Annotated in this window: 17 protein-coding genes; 6 read left to right on the forward strand and 11 right to left on the reverse strand. The window is 39.5% G+C overall.

Going from position 1 to position 21770, the window contains the following annotated elements; all coding sequences use genetic code 11:
• Window positions 1–27: 27 nt before the first annotated feature.
• From SD427_RS01095 to SD427_RS01120, 6 genes are all read right to left on the reverse strand, one after another.
• Complete coding sequence (locus SD427_RS01095) at window positions 28–3741, reverse strand: hypothetical protein (RefSeq protein ID WP_320559489.1); 3714 nt, start codon at window positions 3739–3741, stop codon at window positions 28–30.
• Between the two features lie 296 nt (window positions 3742–4037).
• Window positions 4038–4208, reverse strand: a complete 171-nt coding sequence (locus SD427_RS01100; protein ID WP_320559490.1) for a hypothetical protein — start codon at window positions 4206–4208, stop codon at window positions 4038–4040.
• A gap of 172 nt (window positions 4209–4380) precedes the next feature.
• Window positions 4381–4551, reverse strand: coding sequence for a hypothetical protein (locus SD427_RS01105; protein ID WP_320559491.1), 171 nt, complete (start codon window positions 4549–4551; stop codon window positions 4381–4383).
• A gap of 446 nt (window positions 4552–4997) precedes the next feature.
• The gene (locus SD427_RS01110; RefSeq protein ID WP_320559492.1) at window positions 4998–6035 is read right to left on the reverse strand and encodes a patatin-like phospholipase family protein; all 1038 of its coding nucleotides are present in this window, start codon (window positions 6033–6035) and stop codon (window positions 4998–5000) included.
• Window positions 6036–6222: 187 nt separating this feature from the next.
• Window positions 6223–6723: a M15 family metallopeptidase gene (locus tag SD427_RS01115; protein WP_320559493.1), complete on the reverse strand. Its 501-nt coding sequence runs from the start codon at window positions 6721–6723 to the stop codon at window positions 6223–6225.
• Window positions 6724–8009: 1286 nt separating this feature from the next.
• On the reverse strand, window positions 8010–9143 hold the full coding sequence (locus SD427_RS01120; protein ID WP_320559494.1) for a serine hydrolase: 1134 nt from the start codon (window positions 9141–9143) through the stop codon (window positions 8010–8012).
• Window positions 9144–9226: 83 nt separating this feature from the next.
• Here SD427_RS01120 and SD427_RS01125 point away from each other — a divergent pair, with 83 nt between their 5' ends.
• Complete coding sequence (locus tag SD427_RS01125; RefSeq protein ID WP_320559495.1) at window positions 9227–10525, forward strand: M48 family metalloprotease; 1299 nt, start codon at window positions 9227–9229, stop codon at window positions 10523–10525.
• A gap of 24 nt (window positions 10526–10549) precedes the next feature.
• Here the strand turns inward: SD427_RS01125 and SD427_RS01130 are convergent, their stop codons facing one another.
• From SD427_RS01130 to SD427_RS01140, 3 genes are all read right to left on the reverse strand, one after another.
• The gene (locus tag SD427_RS01130; RefSeq protein WP_320559496.1) at window positions 10550–12079 is read right to left on the reverse strand and encodes a hypothetical protein; all 1530 of its coding nucleotides are present in this window, start codon (window positions 12077–12079) and stop codon (window positions 10550–10552) included.
• A gap of 81 nt (window positions 12080–12160) precedes the next feature.
• Complete coding sequence (locus SD427_RS01135) at window positions 12161–13702, reverse strand: glycine--tRNA ligase (protein ID WP_320559497.1); 1542 nt, start codon at window positions 13700–13702, stop codon at window positions 12161–12163.
• A 97-nt stretch (window positions 13703–13799) separates the two neighbouring features.
• Window positions 13800–14312 (reverse strand): hypothetical protein, encoded by a 513-nt coding sequence (locus SD427_RS01140; RefSeq protein ID WP_320559498.1) that lies wholly within the window; start codon window positions 14310–14312, stop codon window positions 13800–13802.
• 243 nt (window positions 14313–14555) lie between these two features.
• Between SD427_RS01140 and SD427_RS01145 the strand changes: the two genes are divergently transcribed.
• From SD427_RS01145 to SD427_RS01155, 3 genes are all read left to right on the forward strand, one after another.
• A complete protein-coding gene (locus SD427_RS01145; protein ID WP_320559499.1) occupies window positions 14556–15611 on the forward strand; it encodes an alpha/beta hydrolase in 1056 nt (351 codons plus the stop codon).
• Window positions 15612–15863: 252 nt separating this feature from the next.
• Window positions 15864–16559, forward strand: coding sequence for a pseudouridine synthase (locus tag SD427_RS01150; RefSeq protein ID WP_320559500.1), 696 nt, complete (start codon window positions 15864–15866; stop codon window positions 16557–16559).
• Window positions 16560–16903: 344 nt separating this feature from the next.
• Window positions 16904–17941 carry a quinone-dependent dihydroorotate dehydrogenase gene (locus SD427_RS01155; RefSeq protein ID WP_320559501.1) on the forward strand — a complete coding sequence of 346 codons (1038 nt, stop codon included), beginning with the start codon at window positions 16904–16906 and terminating at the stop codon, window positions 17939–17941.
• Window positions 17942–18021: 80 nt separating this feature from the next.
• Here SD427_RS01155 and SD427_RS01160 read toward each other — a convergent pair whose 3' ends face one another.
• Together SD427_RS01160 and SD427_RS01165 are read right to left on the reverse strand one after the other, a co-directional pair.
• A complete protein-coding gene (locus SD427_RS01160; RefSeq protein ID WP_320559502.1) occupies window positions 18022–18903 on the reverse strand; it encodes a hypothetical protein in 882 nt (293 codons plus the stop codon).
• Between the two features lie 17 nt (window positions 18904–18920).
• The gene (locus tag SD427_RS01165) at window positions 18921–20165 is read right to left on the reverse strand and encodes a DUF445 domain-containing protein (RefSeq protein WP_320559503.1); all 1245 of its coding nucleotides are present in this window, start codon (window positions 20163–20165) and stop codon (window positions 18921–18923) included.
• A gap of 232 nt (window positions 20166–20397) precedes the next feature.
• Here SD427_RS01165 and msrB point away from each other — a divergent pair, with 232 nt between their 5' ends.
• Together msrB and SD427_RS01175 are read left to right on the forward strand one after the other, a co-directional pair.
• A complete protein-coding gene (gene msrB / locus SD427_RS01170) occupies window positions 20398–20841 on the forward strand; it encodes a peptide-methionine (R)-S-oxide reductase MsrB (RefSeq protein ID WP_320559504.1) in 444 nt (147 codons plus the stop codon).
• A 129-nt stretch (window positions 20842–20970) separates the two neighbouring features.
• Window positions 20971–21726: a murein L,D-transpeptidase catalytic domain family protein gene (locus SD427_RS01175; protein ID WP_320559505.1), complete on the forward strand. Its 756-nt coding sequence runs from the start codon at window positions 20971–20973 to the stop codon at window positions 21724–21726.
• The last annotated feature ends 44 nt before the right edge of the window (window positions 21727–21770 follow it).

A 21770-nucleotide genomic window follows, 5' to 3' on the forward strand; every position in this document is an offset into this window, starting at 1 on the left:
TATTTTAATTTTTTAGTTGGTATTTAATTAAAGCCAGTCTCCTGTGATGATTTTTTCAGTTGTGTCCTCAGATTTCACGCCTAGTAAATTATTATTGGGCTTAAAGTATGAATTATCAGTTACTACATCTGAAGGTACTTCAAACTCCCTAGGATTTTCCTTTGTAAAAGGCAGTACAGTAAGGGTCTTTAATCCTACAGAATCTTCCTGTAAAATATTAAGAGATGTAGGAAGTGTTGTAATCCATGCTTTTCCCTGCTTCAGACCTACTGGTTCACGCATTTCATCAACAATACTCATATACATTGGATCTCCTATAACAGGAACTTCGCCACCATTCCAGATTCTTCCGGTTGTTAAAAAGAACTGTACCGCATCTTCAAATCCCGGATTTACGGTAACAATTACTCTTGCCATACCTGCCTGAAGAAAATTTCTGAACAATGGATCTGCACTGTTTGATAAATACATATTCTGCCATTCATTCCTGTTGGCCCAGTAATAAGGGTAGAATGTATACTGCATAATGGTCCATTCAAAAGCCTGTTCCATAAATTTGGCTAATGCGGTATACTGATCAAGATTTTCATCTAAAATAATGCTGAAATCCTGCATTGCTTTTGCATTATTGGTAAGGTTTTTACCTAAAGCAGAATAATCCTGAAGTAGAAATGCAATACAGTTATGCTTAAGAATAACTCTTTCCATATCTCGGTAGAAGCTGGAAACCTTCTCTTCATTCTCTTTCTCCTGCTCCTTAGCGGTTGCCTCCAATTCTTTTTTCTTTTCCTGGAACTCAGCATAGGCTTCCTGATAGGCTTTAATGATCGCATCAAAGTTTTCCTGTTTCCATGTATTCATGTAAGCATCAGAAAGTTTACAGGTAACTTCAAAATTAAAGTTAACAGAATCAATATTGGATCCCTGATATACAAAATCGTAAGTGCCGGTAACATTTTGAGGTGAAAATTCTGCGGTGCTGTCAATAGAAGTACTGCTGTTGTTAAAAGATGTCATACCTCCGGCAAAATTGCTCGTATACAAAGTACTTCCACCCTTTCTGTTTCTTTCAAACCCATACCACATTTTCACGTGGCTCGCCTGATAATTTGCAGGGATGTCAATATTTAAGTGCTTATATCCGTTATCACCATTTAGTTTAATCCATTGTAAACCAGTAGTGAACTTTTTAGTTGTTTCTATAAGTTCAGTCAGCTTAACACTGTATATGCCTGCCCAATATTGTATTTGATCCAATGAGGCTGATTTAGGATCTGCCATCGTCCTTGGCTGGGTGGCCGTTCGCGGATCGATAGGAGCTGTTAGGGTTTCTGTTACAGATGCTGCGGTTGCAAGACGGTGTAGTTTTGCCGGTTCAGGAATCATGAATTCAAACATGGTACGTTTACCATAGTTGTAAATCTGATTCTTCATCTTTTTATCTACCCATCGGTAAACGCCGATTACATGCTTATCTCCGTTTCTGTTATCAAAACCATGGGCATTGTTTTCCTCAAACTCTTCTATAATCTTTTCAATCCTTTCTTCAGCTACTTTTGTAAGCAATCTTTCTGTGGCTTTTTCTGTGATTTCCTGAGATTTTGCAACAGCTTGCCTTGTGCTGTTCTCTTTGGCATTATGAGAAGCAAAGCTGCCGCCAACCTGATAGGATGTACCACCACCATAGTTAAAATGTGCTTCTGCGTTGGTATCCTGCTGGATAATATTGGCTACCTCAGACTGCATATCATTCCTGGTTGTTGAGGTCGTATCATTCAATGTTTCTCTTTCGGTAGATTTAGAAGTTGTGGTCTGTATTTCACTTCTTCTCAGTTTTCGGGTAGATTTCTGCTTAAATTCCTTAGCCATCACATTTTCGATATGAGTAACGTCTCCGGGAGCATACGCATGGGTTGTTTGTACCACCTTAAGGTAATCAGCAATCCCCAGTCTTTTTACTCCAAAATGTCTAGGAAAGAAAACTCCCGGCTGTGGCGTATCATTTTCTCCATCTGGACTTTCGGGATCAGCTGTTTTTATCTCTTCTGTATATAAGATTCCGGTATAAGGCTGATCTATAACAATATTTGTGTATTCTAAGGTTGCCTGTTTTCCGTTATTAAAGAAAATCTGAATTTTTAAAGACCTGATAACTTTTCCAAATCTATTGACTAGAATAGGAAGGAAGGTCACTTTATTGTCTACAATATCTATATTTGAATAAACTTCTTCAAAAAGACCAAGATCTGTGCTTGCTGAAATTTTTGCTGAGCCTAAACCATAAGAGTTGCTTTCAGCCTGATAATAAAAAGTAAGAGAAGAAGAAGTCTGCGCAATTCCCGTATTATAGCTTGCTTTAAAATAATACGTTCTTGATACAGCCTGTGAAAGATTGCTTTGAAAATTACTTACAGGAACTAATATATTTCCCAGATTAAGATACTTTTGTTCCTGAAGAGGCGATTTTTGAAGCAATAACTGTACAGTAGCAGATAATTTCTGTTCCAGTTTTTCAAAAACTTCTACATAAGTATCATAGAAATCAGTTATTTCAACGATAACATTTCCTATCTGTAATTTTCTTTCAGATAATATTTTGATATAATTATCATTATAGGTACCAGTGGAAGCATCTTCTGATTTTTTTGTGAAAAGATTGACAAATAATTTTAAAGAATCCAGAGAAATACCGTCTTTTAAATCTTCAAAGTTAAGCTCATTTTTATAATCAAATTGAAATAGAGGAATGTTTAAAGGTTGCAGCCCTTCATATAATTTATCAATTTCAGCTTGGGTCATCCCTTCCGTAATCCGAGATTTTATTTGCTCAATCTGTAAATTATAGGTATTAATTTCTTCTTTATAGCGCTCTTTATAAGCTAAATGTGCGGCTTCATAAGCTTTGTTTTTTAGTTTTACATAAACCGTCTGAAGATTGTGCAGTTCCGACTTTAATTTTTCAAGGCATTCCTTTTCAAAATTGAGTTTTGATAAGTCTGAAATTTTATCTCCTTCAGCAGCTAATTGATTATGAATTGATAAAGGAAGATCTGTCCCGCTGATTGCTGCATTTCCTATCTTAGAAGAATCTACCTTAGATGTATTATTTAATCCTGAACCGGAATATGCTTCTCCTTCATATCCGTCTCCAAAAAACTTCGTAGGTAAAACTACTCTTGCTTCAAGAGCTTTCGCTTTTAGATCTTCTCCATTGATTTTTATAAGTTCAGGAGTTACAGTAAGATCGCTTACATATCCGTAATGAAGTGTTTTTAAGATATGAATTAAAGCTTCTTTTACGTAGAAGTTTTTTTCTGTAACAATCTGATACATTAAGTTATCCCACATTGCTGCAATTTTGCTTTGAATGCTGCTATTGCTGTATAAATTTTTGGCTGTATTCTCATCAGCTAAAGTAAGGGTTTCTCTTTTGCTGATTTTTCTGCCGATTTTTAATGCTTCAGCTAAAGTACCCTGTTCGATAATCAGCTCGGATTCATATTCTGCCGGATCGAAGTTTTTTGCAGAGCGCTCCAAGGCTTGAAATTTTGCTAAAGCAGAGTCGTTTGGATTTACAGCATTATCAAAAGCACTTGGTAATGTGGATGGTCTTAAGATAAAGCCAAGATTTTCTTTTTTAGTTTCCGTTAACTGCGGATTTCTTAAGCTTATGAACCTGAATAATGTTTGTGTTGGTGTGTTTTCTGCAACTGGGATTGCAGGGCTTTCATTTTGTGCCATTTTTGTAATTTGTTTTGGTTTAAAAAAATAATTTGGAAGCCTCTTGCATAGAGAACTTCGGTTGCCCGTTTTTTAGGTGGTTTTCGGGCGTGAATTCCACGTAATGCTTACATTTTATTTTTCATTTTAAGTATTTTTGGATGTTAATTTTGGACATAGTTCCGGCTGTCCAGCATTTTATGAATGGTGAATTCAAAGAGGTTTTAATATGATTTTAAAGGATTACTTTTGTGTTTTATTTATACTCCAAAGGTATTGCTGGGCAGCGACAGAACTAGACGTGTTTAAATTTATTTTTAATAAATATCTTCTCCGGGAATTTCGTTTTCTATATCCTGACGGAAGAAGTTTTCAATGTCATTGAGGTAATGGTCATAGTCGATGTCGGTATTTTCGATGTCGCTCCATTCTATGGTATAAAGGTCTTCATCTAAGATTATTTCTGGATTGTGATTTGGTGTTTCCATAGGATATGCTTGATATTTGGTATTGTAATCCGGACCTGTTTCCGGCTGTTCAGCATTGTAAAAATGTTTGATTATAAAGTGTGTTTAAGTTTTTAATGATTGCTTTCATGTTTTATGTATACCTCAAAGGTATTGCTGGGCAGCGACAGAACTTGACGTGTTTAATTTTTTTTTAATAAATATCTTCTCCAGGAATTTCGTTTTCTATATCCTGACGGAAGAAATTTTCAATGTCATTGAGGTAATGGTCATAGTCGATCTCGGTATTTTCAATATCGCTCCATTCTATGGTATAAAGGTCTTCATCGAAGATCATTTCTGGATTGTGATTTGGTGTTTCCATAGGATATGCTTGATATTTGGTATTGTAATCAGGACCTGTTTCCGGCTGTTCGGCATTGTAAAAATGTTTGATTATAAAATATGTTTAAGTTTTTAATGATTGCTTTCTTGTCTTTATTTATATTTCAAAGCTACCGGCCGGAAGCGTCAAAACTTGACGTGTTTAAATTTATTTAAAATATTTTTCTGTTATGATAAAACAGAGAGCAGCCCGGAATGCTGTAATTTAGAAAAGACTGTTTACTTAATAAATACATATGCAGGACTGCTTTCTGCAGCAGCTGGATTTCTTTAGTAAATAGTGATAAAGCTGTAATTGGAAAGGCAAATTAAAATTTGTCGTAAATGAAATTATATGGCTTCGTTTACAGAGATACAATAGATCATCCATCTGATTTCAGAATATAATATAACAAGCTTATATTCTGTTAATATAAGGTTAAAAGCTTATATTTTATTTCTAATGAGTTTCTGAATAATCTGGTTCAGTACATCCCGGTTATCATCAACATAGCTCAGGCCTGCCTGGATCAGGCTCTCAATATTAGACCTTTTCACATTATCCATGGAAGGGGAAGCATTCTTCAGCGAAGGGTTGAGCCGGTAATAATTTTTCTGGTTTCCTGAGTCTAAAGTCTGGAACATCTGGCCAAGCTGGTAATCTACAGTTTCTGCATTGGCAGACATCAGAATGTCGATAATAGGATTTACCCAGCCTATTTTTCCTGCATTTTCCAGCTTTTTAAAAGGATAGGGCCTTGCTTCAATGCCTGTCCCGATGGAGATGATAAGCAGGTCATTCACCATAGGATAATTTGCCTTCTGATGATTTTTAAGGACTTCTGCAAAAGGAATTTTCCTGGCCTCTGCATAAGCACACAATGCAGGGTTGTTTGCGAACATGCCACCGTCAATCAGGCTGAAAACCTGTCCGTACATGGATTTGATCTGAACCGGCGTGAAATAGGTGGGTGCTGCGGAAGTAGCCCTGCAGATATCCTTAACATAAAAATTATCGGTACTCAAACGTGCTTTCCAGGAATTGAATATCTTGGATCTTCTGTTTTCTATATCGTAGCTTGTGATCAGGCAGGGCTTTATCAGTTCCTTTAATTCCAGTTTTCCAAAAAAGTCATTCAGGTTTTTTACAAGTTTTTCCTGAGGGATTTTTTCGTTGATCAATCCGAACGGATTTACCATACGCTCCCAGAAAGAAACCTGGAATATGTCGCCACCTTTTTCGGCATACAGTTCTAATCCTTTCTGGATAGAATATTTTGCCTTCCGGTGTTCATCGGGACATAGAATAATAGACGCAATCAGCCCTCCTGTACTGCTTCCCGCCACCAAGTCGAAATAATCTCCCAGTTTTGCGCTCGGGTTGTCATACAACTGCAGCTGCTCTTCTATGTAGCGCAGAATAATACAGGTAATAATCCCTCTGATTCCGCCCCCGTCCAAAGAAAGAATGGTTGTCTTTTTCATTGTTAATATATACTTTTTGATAAGAAGTACCTGATAACTTTAGATAAGTAAAACCAATAGCTTCCGTGAAATTTAACTATTGGTTTTAGCGTTATAATGTTTGCTTTTGGTATTTCTTGTAAGCAAAGGTAGGTCGGAGATGCGACAGAAGTCGTCGCATTAAAAATAAAATTCAAATAAAGGAGAATTATAAAATTACGTATCCGTCTTTATCCCTGTTCATTTTCAGCAGTGTTCTCCAAGCCATTTTCATCAGGCCTTTCTTGGTCTGAATGTTCTTTTTTTCGAAATGAGAGAGGTCTTTAAAGGTTTTCCAGTTTCCGCCCCAGTCCCAGCCGTGTTTTGCGAAGATTTTCACACATTCGTACCAGTCTGCCACTTTATCATTGTCCCAGTCTTTTACGGTATCCCAGCTGGCCGTCTTTCCGTCAATCATCAGACAGATGTCAACGGCGAGGCCGTAATTGTGGATGCTCTGTCCCGCTTTGGCATTCGTTACCTTTTTACCGGAAGTAATTCTTCCTATGGCGTACAGTTTCTCCTGTTCTTCAAAGCTTCTCAGTCCCTGGGTAATTCTTACTTTTACCCTGCCGGTTAATGCTGCATCACATTCCTTAATGATCTGTTTTACTTCCTCTCTTGCTGCAGGGTGGAGCTGTTCTATTCGCTGTAAAGTTATTTTATCCATATAATCAGTTTTTGATGTTTTAGAAAGCAAAGGTATAGCCGGAGTACGACAAAACTTGACGTATTTAAAATAATTTAATATACTGAAATACAGTATTTTGTGCTAAAATGAATATGAATAGGATTTCATCTGCCGGAATTTGTAATTTTGTCTATTGAAAACACTTTTTTCCCAAACATATATGCATTTGTAATCTGTAATGATTTTTCTGTTTCCTGTAAGAAGGCTTAGAACGCATCACTTGAAAATAAACAAACCGGCTGCAGTGCTTTCCGGCAATTACGGATGTGTCATACTTTGTAATAAGGAAGCAAAGACCCTGGACTTTTTGATGCCGGCTGATGCATTTCACATTTTTAAACAAACAATAGGATAGCAGCTCGTATTTACTATTCTAATAAAAAGGAATAATGATGATCTGGATGGGAACCGGATAAAAAGCAGGGCGGAAGGGCAATCGGTTGGTTACCGGAAAAGGAAGCCCTCCGGAACCGACCAGCAACTATGATTTTTCCGTGTGATAACTAGGACAGATGTCTTTTTTGGGAAAATCTTTGATTCGGGAGAACCAGAACCATGATGTAATATTGAGACATCTTTAGAAAAAATTATTTTCCTTCTGAATGCGGCGGCGTAAAAGTTTATATTGCAGAATGCAGATTCAGGATCTGACGGCAGTGGGGATCAGCGAGGTGTTGCAGCAGAAAGAAATTATGGAAACGTCAAGAACAATTTTTATATAAATTATTTTTCCACTTTCGCTATAGTAAGTTATATAAAGTGAAGAATATGTATTTGCTGGTTATTCAGGCATCAGTTTAAGAGAAAAATTATATATCAGCATATAGTTACCATACTACTTTGATGTTGCGTTTTTTAATCCAAGCAATGTATCGGGTTGGATTACGTATGATCTTTAGAGTCCGTTCAAATCTGGCTGAAAAGTAAAATTTATCACAGATGATGGTGAATACGCGGATCTGAATACAATAAAATCTGCTGAATCCGCCTAACCAGCGCGCATATTCACCATAAAAGATAAAATCAGCTGTAAAAATGCAAAAGTATCATTCTTAATCAAGCCCTTAATATTTAACAGTCATTCTAACCCTTTGTGATCTTGTTTTCTTCAGCTATAACCTCTGACAGATAACGTCCAATGGCCAGCTTTACCCTGCAACGTAAAATAATCGGTTGGTTTTTTTCCTGACATGAGCCAGATATACTAATTTTCCGGATATAACAAACGTGGAACAATGGGCCTTTTGACTTTCCGGAATGCTTAGTTACTTAAAAAGCTTCACTGTTTCATTCACAAGAAATTTCACCTGATCCGGCCTTCCCCTGTCGTTTTTCGGAAGGTTATTATAGCTGCCGGTTCTTACGATCACCATATTGTGTTCAGGAACCATAATGATATACTGTCCCTGAAGCCCCAGGAAATAATAATGCTTTATCGGATTATCATGATTGATCCAGAATCCCATACCGTAGATTTCTTTCGATTTTTCCGTCTGAGTCCGCATCTGTTTGATGAAATCAAGGTTCAGAAGCTGGTGGTCACCGGTTTTTCCGTCATTCAGGAATAACTGTCCGAGACGGGCAAAATCTCTTGCAGTGGCGTGGATACAGCAGTACGTTTTCTCCATTCCGCTGTCATCGGTACTCCAGGTCGCATGGTGTTCCATTCCCATCGGTGCCCAGAATTTTTCAGATAAGTAACCTGCCAGCGTCTGATCCACTGCTTTTCTCACTGCAAAGCCCAAAAGCTGGGTAGATCCGCTCTGGTATTCAAATCTTTCACCCGGGTTGCTCTTGAACTTTCTTGAGAAAGTTGCCTTGATCAGGCTTCTTCCGTAATAGGCTTTCGCATTCGGTAAAAAGGGGTTTTTATAATCTTCATGCCAGTCCAGTCCGGATTCCATCTGGGCCAGGTTCCTCAATGTTAGATTTTTTGCCAGTCCATTATCATTAAATTCCTCAAAATAATCTGAAAATTTATCATCAATGCTTTTAATCTTTCCTTCCTCAATTGCTTTCCCCAGAAGCATAACTGTAATGGCTTTTGCCATTGAAAATGAATTGGTCTTTGAATGCTGATCATAACCGTTCCAGTATTGTTCGTGAACAAGTTTCCCGTTTTTGGCAACGATAAAAGATGCAGTGCGGGAATGGGCTAAATCTTCAACGATATGTTTCGGTAATTCGGTGTTGTTGTATTCCGGAGTCTTGTCCCAGGGCATAGAAGACCCTGTTTTGATGATATTATGGGTGAAAAATTTTCCGTCATCAATATTTGCGCTGGATTTTCCTTTGAAATAAGTTTTTGAGATTCCGTTAAAAAGATAATCATATCCCAATAGGTAAAAGAGTGCCGCAACAATAACAATGAAGGTCAGGAAATAAACAAGTAGGATCATAGCAATGCATCTTGAACAAAGTTAAAATAAATTTGAAAACATGAAATGAAATGATTTATTTTTGTGATGATTTGATACAAATGATGAAAAAACTAATATCCTTTTTATTGTTGTATTCCTTTGCTGTTGCTTTCGGACAGGGATACCATCCGATTGATACGGCTGATTATGCACAGCGGAAAGATTTCCTTAAAAATTTCTCCGCGAATACGGAAAGCCTGATTAAAAAAAGCAAATCTGAGTATCCGGGGAAAAGGGGAAATGAACTCTCTAAAATCTACAGGGAATTTTCTAAAGAGTTTGAACAAAAAGTAAAAGATAAAGATTTTGTATTCAACTCTGTATTTGATGCAAAGGTAAAGAGCCTGATTGAACGTTTACGGAAAAACAATCCACAGGTTCCCCAAAACCTGAAAATCCTCATTTCAAAAGACAATACCCCCAATGCTTATTGCTTTGCAGACGGTACTTTTGTCATTAATATGGGTCTTTTCAATTGGCTGAATAATGATGATCAGCTTGCCGCCGTTATTTCCCATGAACTGGGGCATAAGGTTTCAGAACATACTGCAAAGACGTTCCTGAATATGATTGACCAGGACCAGACGGACAGAGTGGTGGTGCAGAATATCAAATCAACCAGGGAAAACCGCAACCAGAGGGCTTTTGATGTACTGAAGAACCGGATTTACAGGAAAGGTGCCGAGAACCGGAGGCAGGAAATGCAGGCAGATTCCCTGGGGTACAGCATATTTAAAAACAGTGATTTCACAAAAACGGAATTTATCAATACCCTGAAGAGACTGGAGGATTTTGACACCATTTCGCCAAGGAAGCTGAATGTGGAAACCTATAAAAAATATTTTAATCTACCGAAACAGGAATTTAAGGAAAAATGGCTGCAGAAAGAAGATTTTTCACTGTATAACTACAATCATTACAGAGAAAAACTGAATAAAGATTCATTAAAATCCCATCCTGAAATTGTATTGAGGATTAACAATTTAAAGAAGGTATTTCCCGAGCTGGAAACTGAAGCCGCGGATGAAAAACCAGCAGGGTCATACACGGTTCTTGAAAAAACGGCGGAAATGGAAACGCTTCCGAACTTTTACCATTCAGAAGATTACGGCATCGGGATTTATGCAGGCCTTCAGTTTCTGCAGGACGGGAAAGAGGAGGGCTACTGCAAAGCCTGGCTTGGAAAATGTTTTGCTAAAATTTATGAGGCCCGGAAAAACTACAACCTGAACCGGTACCTGGACAGGGTAGACCCCAAGAACCAAAGCGAGAGCTACCAGCAGTTCCTGAATTTTATGTGGAACCTGAGCCTTGATGAAATAAAAAATATCGCAGATTATTATAAAACTACAGAATCCTGATTTTCGGCAGGATTCTGTAGTTTTTTAATAATTAAGCCGTTCCAGGCGGATTTTGTTAAACTTTTCTTTTTCATTGTATTCCCTGAGCAGGATATATCCCTCTTTCGCTACATAAGGCGTTACCACGTAATTATCTTTTTCGGAAATCGGAATAATTTCCTGTTTGAATTTTCCGTCAATGACAGTATTGATGAAAAGATTCCATTTCTTTTCTTTGGTTACCTGGTCTTTCTGGTAATCACGGAAGAAGAAAACCACATCCTTTCCGTCATTCAGGTACTGGGAGAAGAGGTAATCGCTGTTGACCCATTTGGATTTTTCCTTTTCAAAAACCTGTACTTCTTTTACTTTAAAATCCTTATCGGTATACATATAGACAAGGTCCGTTGTTTTAGGCACATTGTACTGTCCGGAATATTTGAATTTTTCGGCCAGGATCCCTGCGCTTCCGTCGCTCATCAGGTACATGTCCCGGGTAAGAAGGAAATAATTGTTTTCCACACCGCCGTCTGAAGCAATATTTTTAATAAAAGGAACATAATCCGGTTTATAGCTTACCGTTTTCAGGTCGACGGTAAAATCAGATTTATTAATCATCATTCTGGCAAACCCTTTCAGTTTTTCAGATTCAAAATTTCTTCCTACCAGTACGATTTTATCATCAAAGGTCCGGTCGTTGTCTAATGATTTGTCTTCAGAATAAAAATGGTCAATGCTCTGGAGGGTGTCCGGTGAAAGCCCTGTGATCGGCTTATTGGAGAGCTCTTTTCCTGTCTTCATATCGATCACCAGCAGTGAAAAAGATTTACTGTCGTTATTGACTTTCTTTAAAATTCCGTAAATTTGGTTTTCATCCTTATCAATAATCGTAAAGTCTGAGAATACTTTTTTATCGCCATCTGTATTATAACGGTATCGCCAGATTTCTTTTTTATTTTCATCGAATTTGATCAGGCTGTTTTTGTTGATGTATTTGCCGTAGTCGTTGTATTCCAGCGCAATGTAGCCGCCTTCTTTGATCTCACCGACAGCAGAAACGTAATTGTATCCTTTTTCTTTTTTCTCAGATCTGTTTTCCTTTCTTTCCTCTTTCCAGCTTTTGGGCTGGCTGATCTCTCTGAAAGTGCCGTCTTCCTGATAATCATAATAAATCTTCGGAGCAACGGTATTGGTTCTCGGATCAATAACCATAGATACCGGTGTGGCTGCATCTTTTGCAAAAACCTGTGAATAATTAAAATCAGACGGGCGCAGGATAATTTGGCCTTTGAAATCAACATATCCGAAATAGCCGGACACCAAAAGCCCGGCATCAAATTCTTTATTGGCAACAGGGTTGAGATTTTTGTCCAGGATGACATATTCAAATTTCTGGGTTTTTTTGTCCGTCTTGCCGTAAGAATAGATGGAGATATAGCCGTAAAGATGGTCTTTGGTATCAAAAAGGGCATTCATGCCTATGTTTTTCCCGGAGGCTAAAGAAGTAAGGTCCTGGGTTTGGGAATAGGCAAAAGCCTGGATCAGTCCAAACATTAATAGGGTCAGTTTTTTCATGGTAGAAATTTGAAGCCAAAAATAATAAATTCTCATGTATATATTAAAAAAATAAAACCCTGATTTCTCAGGGCTTTATATCTATATTTTAGAAAGCAGATTTCGGAAGCTGGTCTTTTCGTCGATAATTTTTCTCAGTTCGGAAACCGGAACTCTTTCCTGGGCCATGGTGTCTCTGTCCCTGATGGTCACTGTATGGTCGGTAAGGGAATCATGGTCAATGGTGATACAGTAAGGGGTCCCGATGGCATCCTGTCTTCTGTACCGTTTGCCGATGGCGTCTTTTTCCTCGTAGAATAGGTTGAAATCGTACTTAAGGTCGTTGAAGATGCTTTCTGCATATTCTGCTAAGCCGTCTCTTTTCATCAACGGAAGAATAGCCGCTTTGATCGGTGCCAAAGCAGGAGGTAAAGAAAGAATCGTTCTTTCTGAACCGTCTTCCAGCACCTCATCTCTTAAACAGTGTGAGAACAAGGCAAGGAACAGACGGTCTAAACCAACCGAAGTTTCCACCACATAAGGGACATAGTTTTCGTTTCTTTCAGGATCGAAGAACTGAAGCTTCCTTCCGGAGAATTCTTCATGCGCTTTTAAATCGAAATCAGTCCTTGAGTGAATGCCTTCCAGCTCTTTAAATCCGAACGGGAAATTAAACTCGATATCCGCCGCTGCATTGGCATAATGCGCCAGTTTCTCATGGTCATGGAACCTGTAGCTGTCAGTTCCCAAACCAAGAGCTAAGTGCCAGTTCAGACGCTTTTGCTTCCATTGTTCATAGAATTCAAGCTCGGTTCCCGGAGCCACGAAGAACTGCATCTCCATCTGTTCGAATTCACGCATCCTGAAGATGAACTGTCTTGCAACGATCTCATTTCTGAATGCTTTACCGATCTGGGCAATACCGAAAGGAAGCCTGTGGCGTGATGTCTTCTGTACATTCAAAAAGTTTACGAAGATTCCCTGAGCGGTTTCCGGTCTTAAGTAAAGGTCCATCGCAGAATCTGCGGAAGCACCCAGCTTAGTCCCGAACATCAGGTTGAACTGCCTTACTTCCGTCCAGTTCTTGGAACCGGTATCCGGATCGGCAATTTCCAGTTCTTCAATCAAAGCTTTTACATCAGCCAAATCTTCATTTTCCAGGGATTTTGCCAGTCTTGAAAGAATGGCTTCCCTCTTGGCACGGTATTCCAGGATTCTTGGATTGGTAGCCACAAACTGCTCTTTGTCAAAAGCATCACCGAATCTTTTGGCTGCTTTTTCAATCTCTTTGTTTTCCTTATCTTCAATTTTTAAGCAGTAGTCTTCCACCAGAACGTCTGCGCGGAAACGTTTTTTGGAATCTTTATTGTCAATCAATGGATCGTTGAAAGCGTCTACGTGGCCGGATGCCTTCCAGATGGTCGGGTGCATCAGGATGGCCGAATCAATACCTACAATATTCTCGTTCAGCTGTACCATTGCTTTCCACCAGTATTGTTTGATATTATTTTTAAGTTCGGCACCGTTTTGTCCATAATCATAAACAGCGGATAATCCGTCATAGATCTCACTGGAAGGGAAAATAAAACCATATTCCTTGGCGTGAGAAATCACTTTCTTGAAAACATCTTCTTGCTTTGCCATAATTTTTTTAACGTCTGAAGTGCAAAAATAGGAATTTGGATTCCAAATTCATGACATTCAGTAAAAAAAGCAGTTAAAAAACTGCCTTTCGGTATTTTTAAAAATTGTAACTGAGACCGATGCTGTTTCCACTGATGTCAAGCCTGTACGAAGTCGCTTTTGCTTCATCGGTAACAGGTGTGCTATTTTGAGTATTGACCGCTTTTTTCAGGTTTTTCTGGGCACTTACCGCAAAAGGGATCCCGATTCCGATAGCCCCGAGACCGATTCCCATCAGCCCCCATCCTCCGGACTGCTTCTGTTTTAAAGCTACACCGTTATAATATACTGTTTTGTTCTTTGTGATTTCCCTGCCCAGTCCGAAACCGATAAAACCGCCGCCGATGGCTCCGAAGATATGGGAAACCGTACTGTTGGTATTTGCCTTTTTCATATAGCCCAGCGCTTCCTGGTTGGTGAAAACCTTCCTGTATTCAGAGAATTTATATTTCTGGTCTCCTTTGATGAAAAACTCACGGTTGGACTTCCCCAGTTTCAAGGCGTCTGATTGCTGGGCAAAAGATACCAAAGGAAAAATGCTGCAGAGAAGCACGGATATTAATTTTTTCATGATTAAATTTTTTGCGAAAATAAAGAAAAAGGATTTTCTGCAAAGAATTTTAACCCGTTATTTTTTAAGAGCCGGGAACCTGCTCTCCGCTGTATCTTTTGCTTCGCAAAAGGATGCCGCTGTGATCAGGGCTACTGATAAAGAACTGCATAACCTAATGGTTTTAAACGCTCTTTAGGTTTACAGATTTATTGTCTCAATTTGAGATAATTTATCGATATTTGTAAAAATCAACAGATTACAATGAGAAAATTCAGTCTTTTACTTTTTGCCTTTCTGCTTTTTACCCGGTTTTTATCAGCTCAGGCTATTCCTGCCGGAAAAGTTGTCACCACTTATATTACGGCAAAAACCTTACAGAACAGAGCAGGGGAAAATCCCACACGGAGAGTGTCGGTATATCTTCCACCGGATTATGAAAAGTCTGTGAAAAGATATCCTGTGATTTATTTCTTACATGGTTTTTTCTGGAGCGACAGCCTCCTGGTAAATAATGATCACATTAACCATATTTTCGACCGTGCCATTCATTTACAAAAGATAAAGCCTGTTATTGTCGTGATGCCGGATGAAAGTACGGTTTTTAAAGGAAGCTTTTATGCCAATTCAAAATCGTCCGGAAGCTGGTCGGATTTTACTTCAGTCGAACTGGTGGATTTTATCGATAAGCACTACAGAACAATCGCTGACAAGGACAGCCGCGGGATCTCAGGTCATTCTATGGGTGGAAACGGAGCTTTGCGGAATGCTATTCTTCATCCCGAGGTTTTTTCCTCCGTGTATGCACTTTCTCCCGGCGTTCTGGATGCCCGGTATTTTGCGCTGACAGAGATTGAGCTGTATAAAAGCCTGGCTACCATCAAAAAAACAGAGGATCTTTTAAAACCTGAAAACTCCAGGATAAATATTATCATCGCCATTGCAAGAGCGTATAACGGAAATGAAAAAAATCCTCCATTCTATGCTGATTTTCCCTTCTCGTTCGAAAATGACCAGCTGAAAGCGGATTCTTCCGTTCTGCAGGCTATGAAGAACCATTCAACTTCAGAACTGCCTTTCTCACATGACAAAAACCTTAGAAAATTAAAAGCGATCAAGTTTGACTGGGGAAGGAATGATGAATTTAAGCATATACCGCCTACCTGCTTAGATTTCAGCAAAACCCTGGAAATGATGAAGATAAAACATGAAGCTGAAGAATATATCGGAACCCACGGAAGCGAAGTCAGCAGAGAAAACGGGAGAATTGAAAACAGCATGCTGCCGTTTTTCAACATCCATCTGAAGTTTGAAAAGTAATCGTCAGCCACATGGACCTCTATAGGAAAATTATCTATTTTCACAAATCCATAATCAGCTGATAAGGTTCCTGAATAATAGGTATCTCCACAAGATCTGCTTTCTCATTCTTTCTTCGTCATTTTAAATAAAGCATAGAGAAAAGCAGATCTCTGCGTTGGAAAAAACAGCAGGTCAATTAAATATTGTTTAATAAAATGATTCGCAGATACCTTTACTGCAATATCAGCCGGAAATTTCTATTTTTGTCCCATGTTAGAAATCCTTTATCGCGACGAGCACCTTATTGCCATCAATAAGCCCAACGGACTGCTGGTCCATAAATCTTTTTATTCCGGAGAAGCGGATGCCTATGCGATCCGGGAATTAAAAAATCAGATCGGGCAGGCTGTGTTCCCTGTGCACCGCCTGGACCGGAAAACTTCCGGAATCCTGCTGTTTACTTTAGATAAAGAAACCCTGAGAATGATGAGTGACCGGTTTGCGGCAAGACAGGTTGAAAAGAAGTATCTGGCCATTCTCCGGGGCTGGACGGAAGAAGAAGAAACCATCGATTATGACCTGACCAACGAAGACGGAACCAGGCAGAATGCCGTTACTCATTATCAGCGTTTACAGACTGCGGAAATAGGACTTGCGTTCGGGGCACATCAGACTTCCCGCTACTGCCTGGTGGAAGCTACGCTTGAAACGGGGAGAATGCATCAGCTGAGAAAACATTTTAAACATATCCTCCATCCTATTCTGGGGTGCCGCCGTTACGGCTGCAATAAACAGAATAAACTGTGGCTGGAGCATTTCGGGATGACGAAAATGATGCTTCATGCACACCGATTGGTTTTTGATCATCCCATTACCAATGAACAAATCACACTGAATGCAGCAATCAGTGATGAGTTCAAAAGAGCAGGGGAGATCCTGGGTTTTGATTTGAGCCAATATTCTTAATCATTTATCATGCAGCCTCAGACCAGGTAAACTTCGTCAGTTCGATGGTTTTCCGTAATGAATAAATAAATCTGTATCAGGGAAAGTTAGATTGAAAAGGTTCTTGATAGGGTCTTGCAGGCCTGTTCGAAAAGACAGATTCAAAACAGGCTTTATCAGGTCAATTTGTCAACTGATACTTTGTCCACTCTAATAAGAAGCAGAAAAATAAATCTTTGTGTTAAAAAATGATCCTCCGGATTTCTGTACTTTACAGATAATGCTTATAAAACATTTTCAAATAAATATTCCAAGTCAGGAAACCATTAATTTTAAAATGAGTAATTTTGTAAAACTTTTTTTCAATGTACAAATCGCTTATCCGTCCGGTCCTTTTCAAATTTGATCCCGAGGAAGTTCACCACTTTACCTTTTCGATGCTTAAGAATTTCGGTTTTCTTGCCCGGTTGTTCTTGCCCAAACCCATAGAAGACAAGCGGCTGGAAAGAGAGGTGTTTGGCCTTAAATTTAAGAATCCGGTAGGCCTCGCGGCGGGATTTGATAAAAATGCAATCTTGTTCAACGAACTGGCTGACCTCGGGTTCGGATTCGTGGAAATCGGGACGGTTACCCCGAAAGCCCAGGCAGGAAATCCTAAGAAAAGGTTGTTCCGCCTGATTGAGGACGGCGGAATCATCAACCGGATGGGATTCAATAATGAAGGCCTGGAAGCTGCCATTGAAAAACTGAAAAGCAACAAGGGTAAAATCATCATCGGCGGAAACATCGGAAAAAATACGGATACCAGCCCTGAACATTACACACAGGATTACCTGCAGTGTTTCGAGGGACTTCATCCGTATGTAGATTATTTTGTGCTGAATGTAAGCTGCCCGAATGTCGGGAGCCATGCCAAGCTGGAAGATGTAGATTATCTGAGGGAACTGATTACGGCCGTGAAGGAAATTAACCGGGCCAAAACGGTTCAGAAACCTGTTTTACTGAAAATTGCCCCGGACTTAAACCACCGTCAGCTGGATGAAATTGTTGACCTGATTGCTGAAACAAAAATCGATGGCGTCATCGTTTCAAATACATCGGTCAACCGGGAAGGCCTGAAAACATCTCCGGAAGTCCTGGCACAGATCGGCAACGGCGGGTTGAGCGGAAAACCGATCCGTGAGAGAAGCACGGCAATGATTAAATATATTTCAGATAAAAGCAACAGGGCATTTCCGATCATCGGTGTAGGCGGAATCCATTCAGCCAGAGATGCAATGGAAAAACTGGATGCCGGCGCGAGCCTCGTTCAGCTGTACACCGGTTTTATCTATGAAGGCCCGCAACTCATCAATGATATCAATAAAGAGCTTTTAAAAAGATCTAGTCGGTTGCCAAAGTAAGTCTACCAAATAATAGGAATATAATCCTCAAAAAGATGGTTATGACCAGGCATTACCATCGTAATATTATCTGTAAATTACTATTTCGATTTTGTCACCGAAGCATTTTTTACATCTACCGTTAGTGTATAGCCGGCAGATGTTGATGTTTTCCGGATCTTGAAATTCAGGATCTTAGAATCCTTGTTTCTTGCCATCTTGGTATCTTCTATACGCTCCAGGCAGCTTTCTGTAAGGTATTCATCAAAATTTTTATAGTTCCAGTCTTTGGTAAAGTATAAGACCCGGTAGCCCTTCTCTCCGTCACCCGCTCCGCACATTCCACAGTAATTGAAATTGGAAACTTCTTCAAAGTACAGTAAAACCCTGTTTCCCGACTGGTCTGAAGCACAGGAAACCAGTTCATTGCCTCCGGCTTTGTTGATGATGTCATACGTATTTATCTTTTTGTTGCCCGGAAGCATGAGGTAATTATTGAAACGGTAGATCCTGCTGTCTTTTGTCAGCAACCTGGCTGGCAGATTTTTGGATCCCATGCTGAAAGTTCCCGAAACCTCTTTATCGGCATCCTGTTCCGGGAAAATGAATGCTTTTTCAGGCTTTAAGCTTTCCGCAATATTTTCTGTCTGGGTAACGGCTTGTCCGGTAATTTTTTCTTTAAAGAGCTTGGAATTTTTCTTTTGCCGGTCTCCGAAGTTGTACAGGTAAACCCTTCTCAGGCTGTAAATGCCTGTCAGTGGGATTTTTTTCCTGTGCTTATCAAAATAATACCATCCGTCTACAAAATGCTGGTACTGGTGGCAGTCTGTAATTCCGCTGTAATCCAGCTGCATGGTAATGGGATCACCATTGATTTCACCTTTAAAAACCTGTGAAGAATCGGTAACTTTCTTAAGCTCGATTTTCTGGCAGAAAAAGAGAGTCAGGCTCAGGCAGAACAGAAAAGCAAGCGTTTTTTTCATAGGTTACTGTTTTGGTTTTACAGGAAAAAATGGGAAACGGTATAAATGATCAGCCCTACCAGCCCGCCTACCAAAGTTCCGTTTACCCGGATAAACTGCAGGTCTTTGCCTACTTCCAGCTCCAGCTTCTCACTGAGCTCTTTGCCCTGCCAGTTTCCGACGGTAGAACTGATGAGGTTCCCGAACTGATGGGTGTTCCTCAGGATGTATTTATAAGCCGTTACACGTACCCAGTTGTCGATTTTATCCTGCAGGCCTTCATTGGCTTTTAAATTCTGCGAAAATTCATCCAGGTTTTTAGCAAGGTATTTTTTTAATGAAGAACCTTCCTGCTGAAGCTCTTCCATCACTGTTTTTTTAATGGAAATCCAGATGTCATTGGAATATTCATTTAATTTATCCGCTTTTAAGAGGTCGTTTTTAATGTTCTTGAATTCCTGGTTCCACTTCGGGTCTTCTTTTAAGTCTATAGAGAATTCCCGGATCTTCCCGGTGACCAGGCTCCTGATTTCATGGTCCGGGTCTTCTTCAATTTCCCTGAAAAAATCAGCAAGCCCGCTGGCAATTTTATCGGCAATTTTATGATCGACAAAAGAAGGGATAAAAGAATAGCTGCCTTTTTTTACCCGGTCTTTGATCATTTCTTCATTCTCGGCAATATAATTCTTGATCTGTGAAGACAGGCTGGTAATGATTCTCTGGTGGTCATTCTTTTCCAGGATGTAATGGATTCCGTTCCCGACAATGGCATTAAGCTTAATATCATCTGTCATTTCAGATACTTTTTTGCTGATGAACAGGCTTACGGTAGCATCATCCAGTTTATTCAGGATGTCCAGGACAATATCAGAAAGATTCCTGATCAGGACTGTCTGGTTTTTTTCCTTTCCGAGCCATTCCCCTACAAAATTTGAAATTTTCAGCTTCTGGATGTACGGGCGGATGTTCCGGGGCGAAAGGAAATTGCTTACTACGAAACCGCCCAGGTTGTCGCCCAGCTGCTGTTTGCTGTTTTCGATGAGGTTCGTATGCGGAATCGGCAGGCCGAGCGGATGCCGGAACAGGGCGGTTACTGCAAACCAGTCTGCCAGGGCACCTACCATGGCCGCTTCGGAAAAAGCACGGACATACCCGATCCAGTGCGAGCCATTATCCTTCTGCAGGATGGTAGTAATAATAAATACAGCGGCCATCAGCAGGAATAATCCCGTTGCAAATGCCTTATATTTCCTTAACTGTTTTCTTTTGGCTTCATCATTCATATCATTGGTAACCGCAATGGGTAAGGTTTATTTTATACAATTGTCTGTTATCATCGTTTGTTCATCAGGCTTAGATTCCGGTCGTATATCTGCAAGATTCTGAAAATCAAATAAAATGTTGTTCCTGTCATACTACAGGTTCAAACAGATTATTTAAAAATAAATAAAATTAGAGACTTAAGAGCTATTATGGTTTGATTTTAGCTGATAAAAAATTCATTAAGCAAAATTCATGGAAAACGAAGCAAAAAATAATCCATACTATTCCCGGACAGATCATGCAAAACTGGATATTTCCAACGATGAATGGAGAAAAATATTAGCTCCCGAATTATATGCTATCTCAAGAGAGGCTGCAACCGAACGACCGTTTACCGGGAAATACAATGAGTTTGATGAATTGGGGGAATACTACTGTGCCGTTTGCGGAAACCATCTGTTCCGGTCAGATTCAAAATTCTCAAGCAGCTGCGGCTGGCCGAGTTTTTTTGAAGCGGATAAGGAAGGGGTGTATTATAAAAGGGATACGGCATACGGAATGGAACGGACCGAAGTACTGTGTAAAAGATGCGATTCCCATTTGGGACATGTTTTTAATGACGGCCCGAGACCTACGGGAATGCGATACTGTATGAATTCCGTCAGCCTGGAATTTGTTGCTGATGTACATGAATAAATTGTTTTAATTCACGAAATCAGTAAGTTAAAGTTTCTTAAATAGCGTTAAAATTTTTAGCGTTATATCGTCATGACCGTTTATGTTTTATACATTTGCAGACTAAAATGTATTTAACATAATATTTTAATGAAAGGAATTTATAGCTTATTAGGTATTGTTTACATGGTAACCACTTCATTTTACCTGTCTCCGAAAACAGGAATTGAAAAAAATGAAGCCGGTATGAAAAAGATTGAAAAATTAACCGGCATGAAGTCTGAAAAGGCTGCAGGTACAGGATCTTCATCAGAAGCATTGTATAAATCCATCACGTTTGAAGCAGGACACGAACTTAACGAAGAAGTTTTCTTTAAAGCCCTGACCGGTTTTGAAAATTTGAAGAAAGCTGGTTTGCTTAATCAGGATGCCCATCTGTTAACGGTATGTGATTTTTCCATGTCTTCCAACACGAAGAGACTTTGGGTAATTGACACAGAAGAGAAAAAAGTATTGTTCAATTCACTGGTAGCCCACGGGAAAAATACAGGTGAAGAATTTGCGACAAACTTTTCGAACACCAACAGCTCGCTTCAGAGCAGCTTGGGATTTTATATCACCGATGCTACGTATAACGGAGACAACGGGTATTCTCTGAAACTGCTGGGAATGGATAAAGGTTTTAATGATGCCGCTTACAAAAGAGCCATCGTGATGCACGGCGCGGATTATGTAAGCGAAGATTTTGCTGCAGTGCACAAGAGAATCGGGAGAAGCTGGGGATGCCCTGCGGTTCCGAGGGACCTTACACAGCCTATTATTAATACTATAAAAGGAAGAAACTGCCTTTTTATTTATTATCCTGATCAGAATTACCTTTCCAAGTCAGAATGGTTAAAGGCATAACAAAAATGCAATAAGAAAAAAAGCAGCCGGTGTATTCAGGCTGC

The organism is Chryseobacterium sp. JJR-5R, assembly GCF_034047335.1.
Taxonomy (GTDB): Bacteria; Bacteroidota; Bacteroidia; order Flavobacteriales; family Weeksellaceae; genus Chryseobacterium.

Excerpts from the sequence above, each read along its gene's own strand:
- SD427_RS01095 (WP_320559489.1), bottom strand. The coding sequence starts at position 3,741 with ATGGCACAAAATGAAAGCCCTGCAATCCCAGTTGCAGAAAACACACCA.
- SD427_RS01100 (WP_320559490.1), bottom strand. The coding sequence starts at position 4,208 with ATGGAAACACCAAATCACAATCCAGAAATAATCTTAGATGAAGACCTT.
- SD427_RS01105 (WP_320559491.1), bottom strand. The coding sequence starts at position 4,551 with ATGGAAACACCAAATCACAATCCAGAAATGATCTTCGATGAAGACCTT.
- SD427_RS01110 (WP_320559492.1), bottom strand. The coding sequence starts at position 6,035 with ATGAAAAAGACAACCATTCTTTCTTTGGACGGGGGCGGAATCAGAGGG.
- SD427_RS01115 (WP_320559493.1), bottom strand. The coding sequence starts at position 6,723 with ATGGATAAAATAACTTTACAGCGAATAGAACAGCTCCACCCTGCAGCA.
- SD427_RS01120 (WP_320559494.1), bottom strand. The coding sequence starts at position 9,143 with ATGATCCTACTTGTTTATTTCCTGACCTTCATTGTTATTGTTGCGGCA.
- SD427_RS01125 (WP_320559495.1), top strand. The coding sequence starts at position 9,227 with ATGAAAAAACTAATATCCTTTTTATTGTTGTATTCCTTTGCTGTTGCT.
- SD427_RS01130 (WP_320559496.1), bottom strand. The coding sequence starts at position 12,079 with ATGAAAAAACTGACCCTATTAATGTTTGGACTGATCCAGGCTTTTGCC.
- SD427_RS01135 (WP_320559497.1), bottom strand. The coding sequence starts at position 13,702 with ATGGCAAAGCAAGAAGATGTTTTCAAGAAAGTGATTTCTCACGCCAAG.
- SD427_RS01140 (WP_320559498.1), bottom strand. The coding sequence starts at position 14,312 with ATGAAAAAATTAATATCCGTGCTTCTCTGCAGCATTTTTCCTTTGGTA.
- SD427_RS01145 (WP_320559499.1), top strand. The coding sequence starts at position 14,556 with ATGAGAAAATTCAGTCTTTTACTTTTTGCCTTTCTGCTTTTTACCCGG.
- SD427_RS01150 (WP_320559500.1), top strand. The coding sequence starts at position 15,864 with ATGTTAGAAATCCTTTATCGCGACGAGCACCTTATTGCCATCAATAAG.
- SD427_RS01155 (WP_320559501.1), top strand. The coding sequence starts at position 16,904 with ATGTACAAATCGCTTATCCGTCCGGTCCTTTTCAAATTTGATCCCGAG.
- SD427_RS01160 (WP_320559502.1), bottom strand. The coding sequence starts at position 18,903 with ATGAAAAAAACGCTTGCTTTTCTGTTCTGCCTGAGCCTGACTCTCTTT.
- SD427_RS01165 (WP_320559503.1), bottom strand. The coding sequence starts at position 20,165 with ATGAATGATGAAGCCAAAAGAAAACAGTTAAGGAAATATAAGGCATTT.
- msrB (WP_320559504.1), top strand. The coding sequence starts at position 20,398 with ATGGAAAACGAAGCAAAAAATAATCCATACTATTCCCGGACAGATCAT.
- SD427_RS01175 (WP_320559505.1), top strand. The coding sequence starts at position 20,971 with ATGAAAGGAATTTATAGCTTATTAGGTATTGTTTACATGGTAACCACT.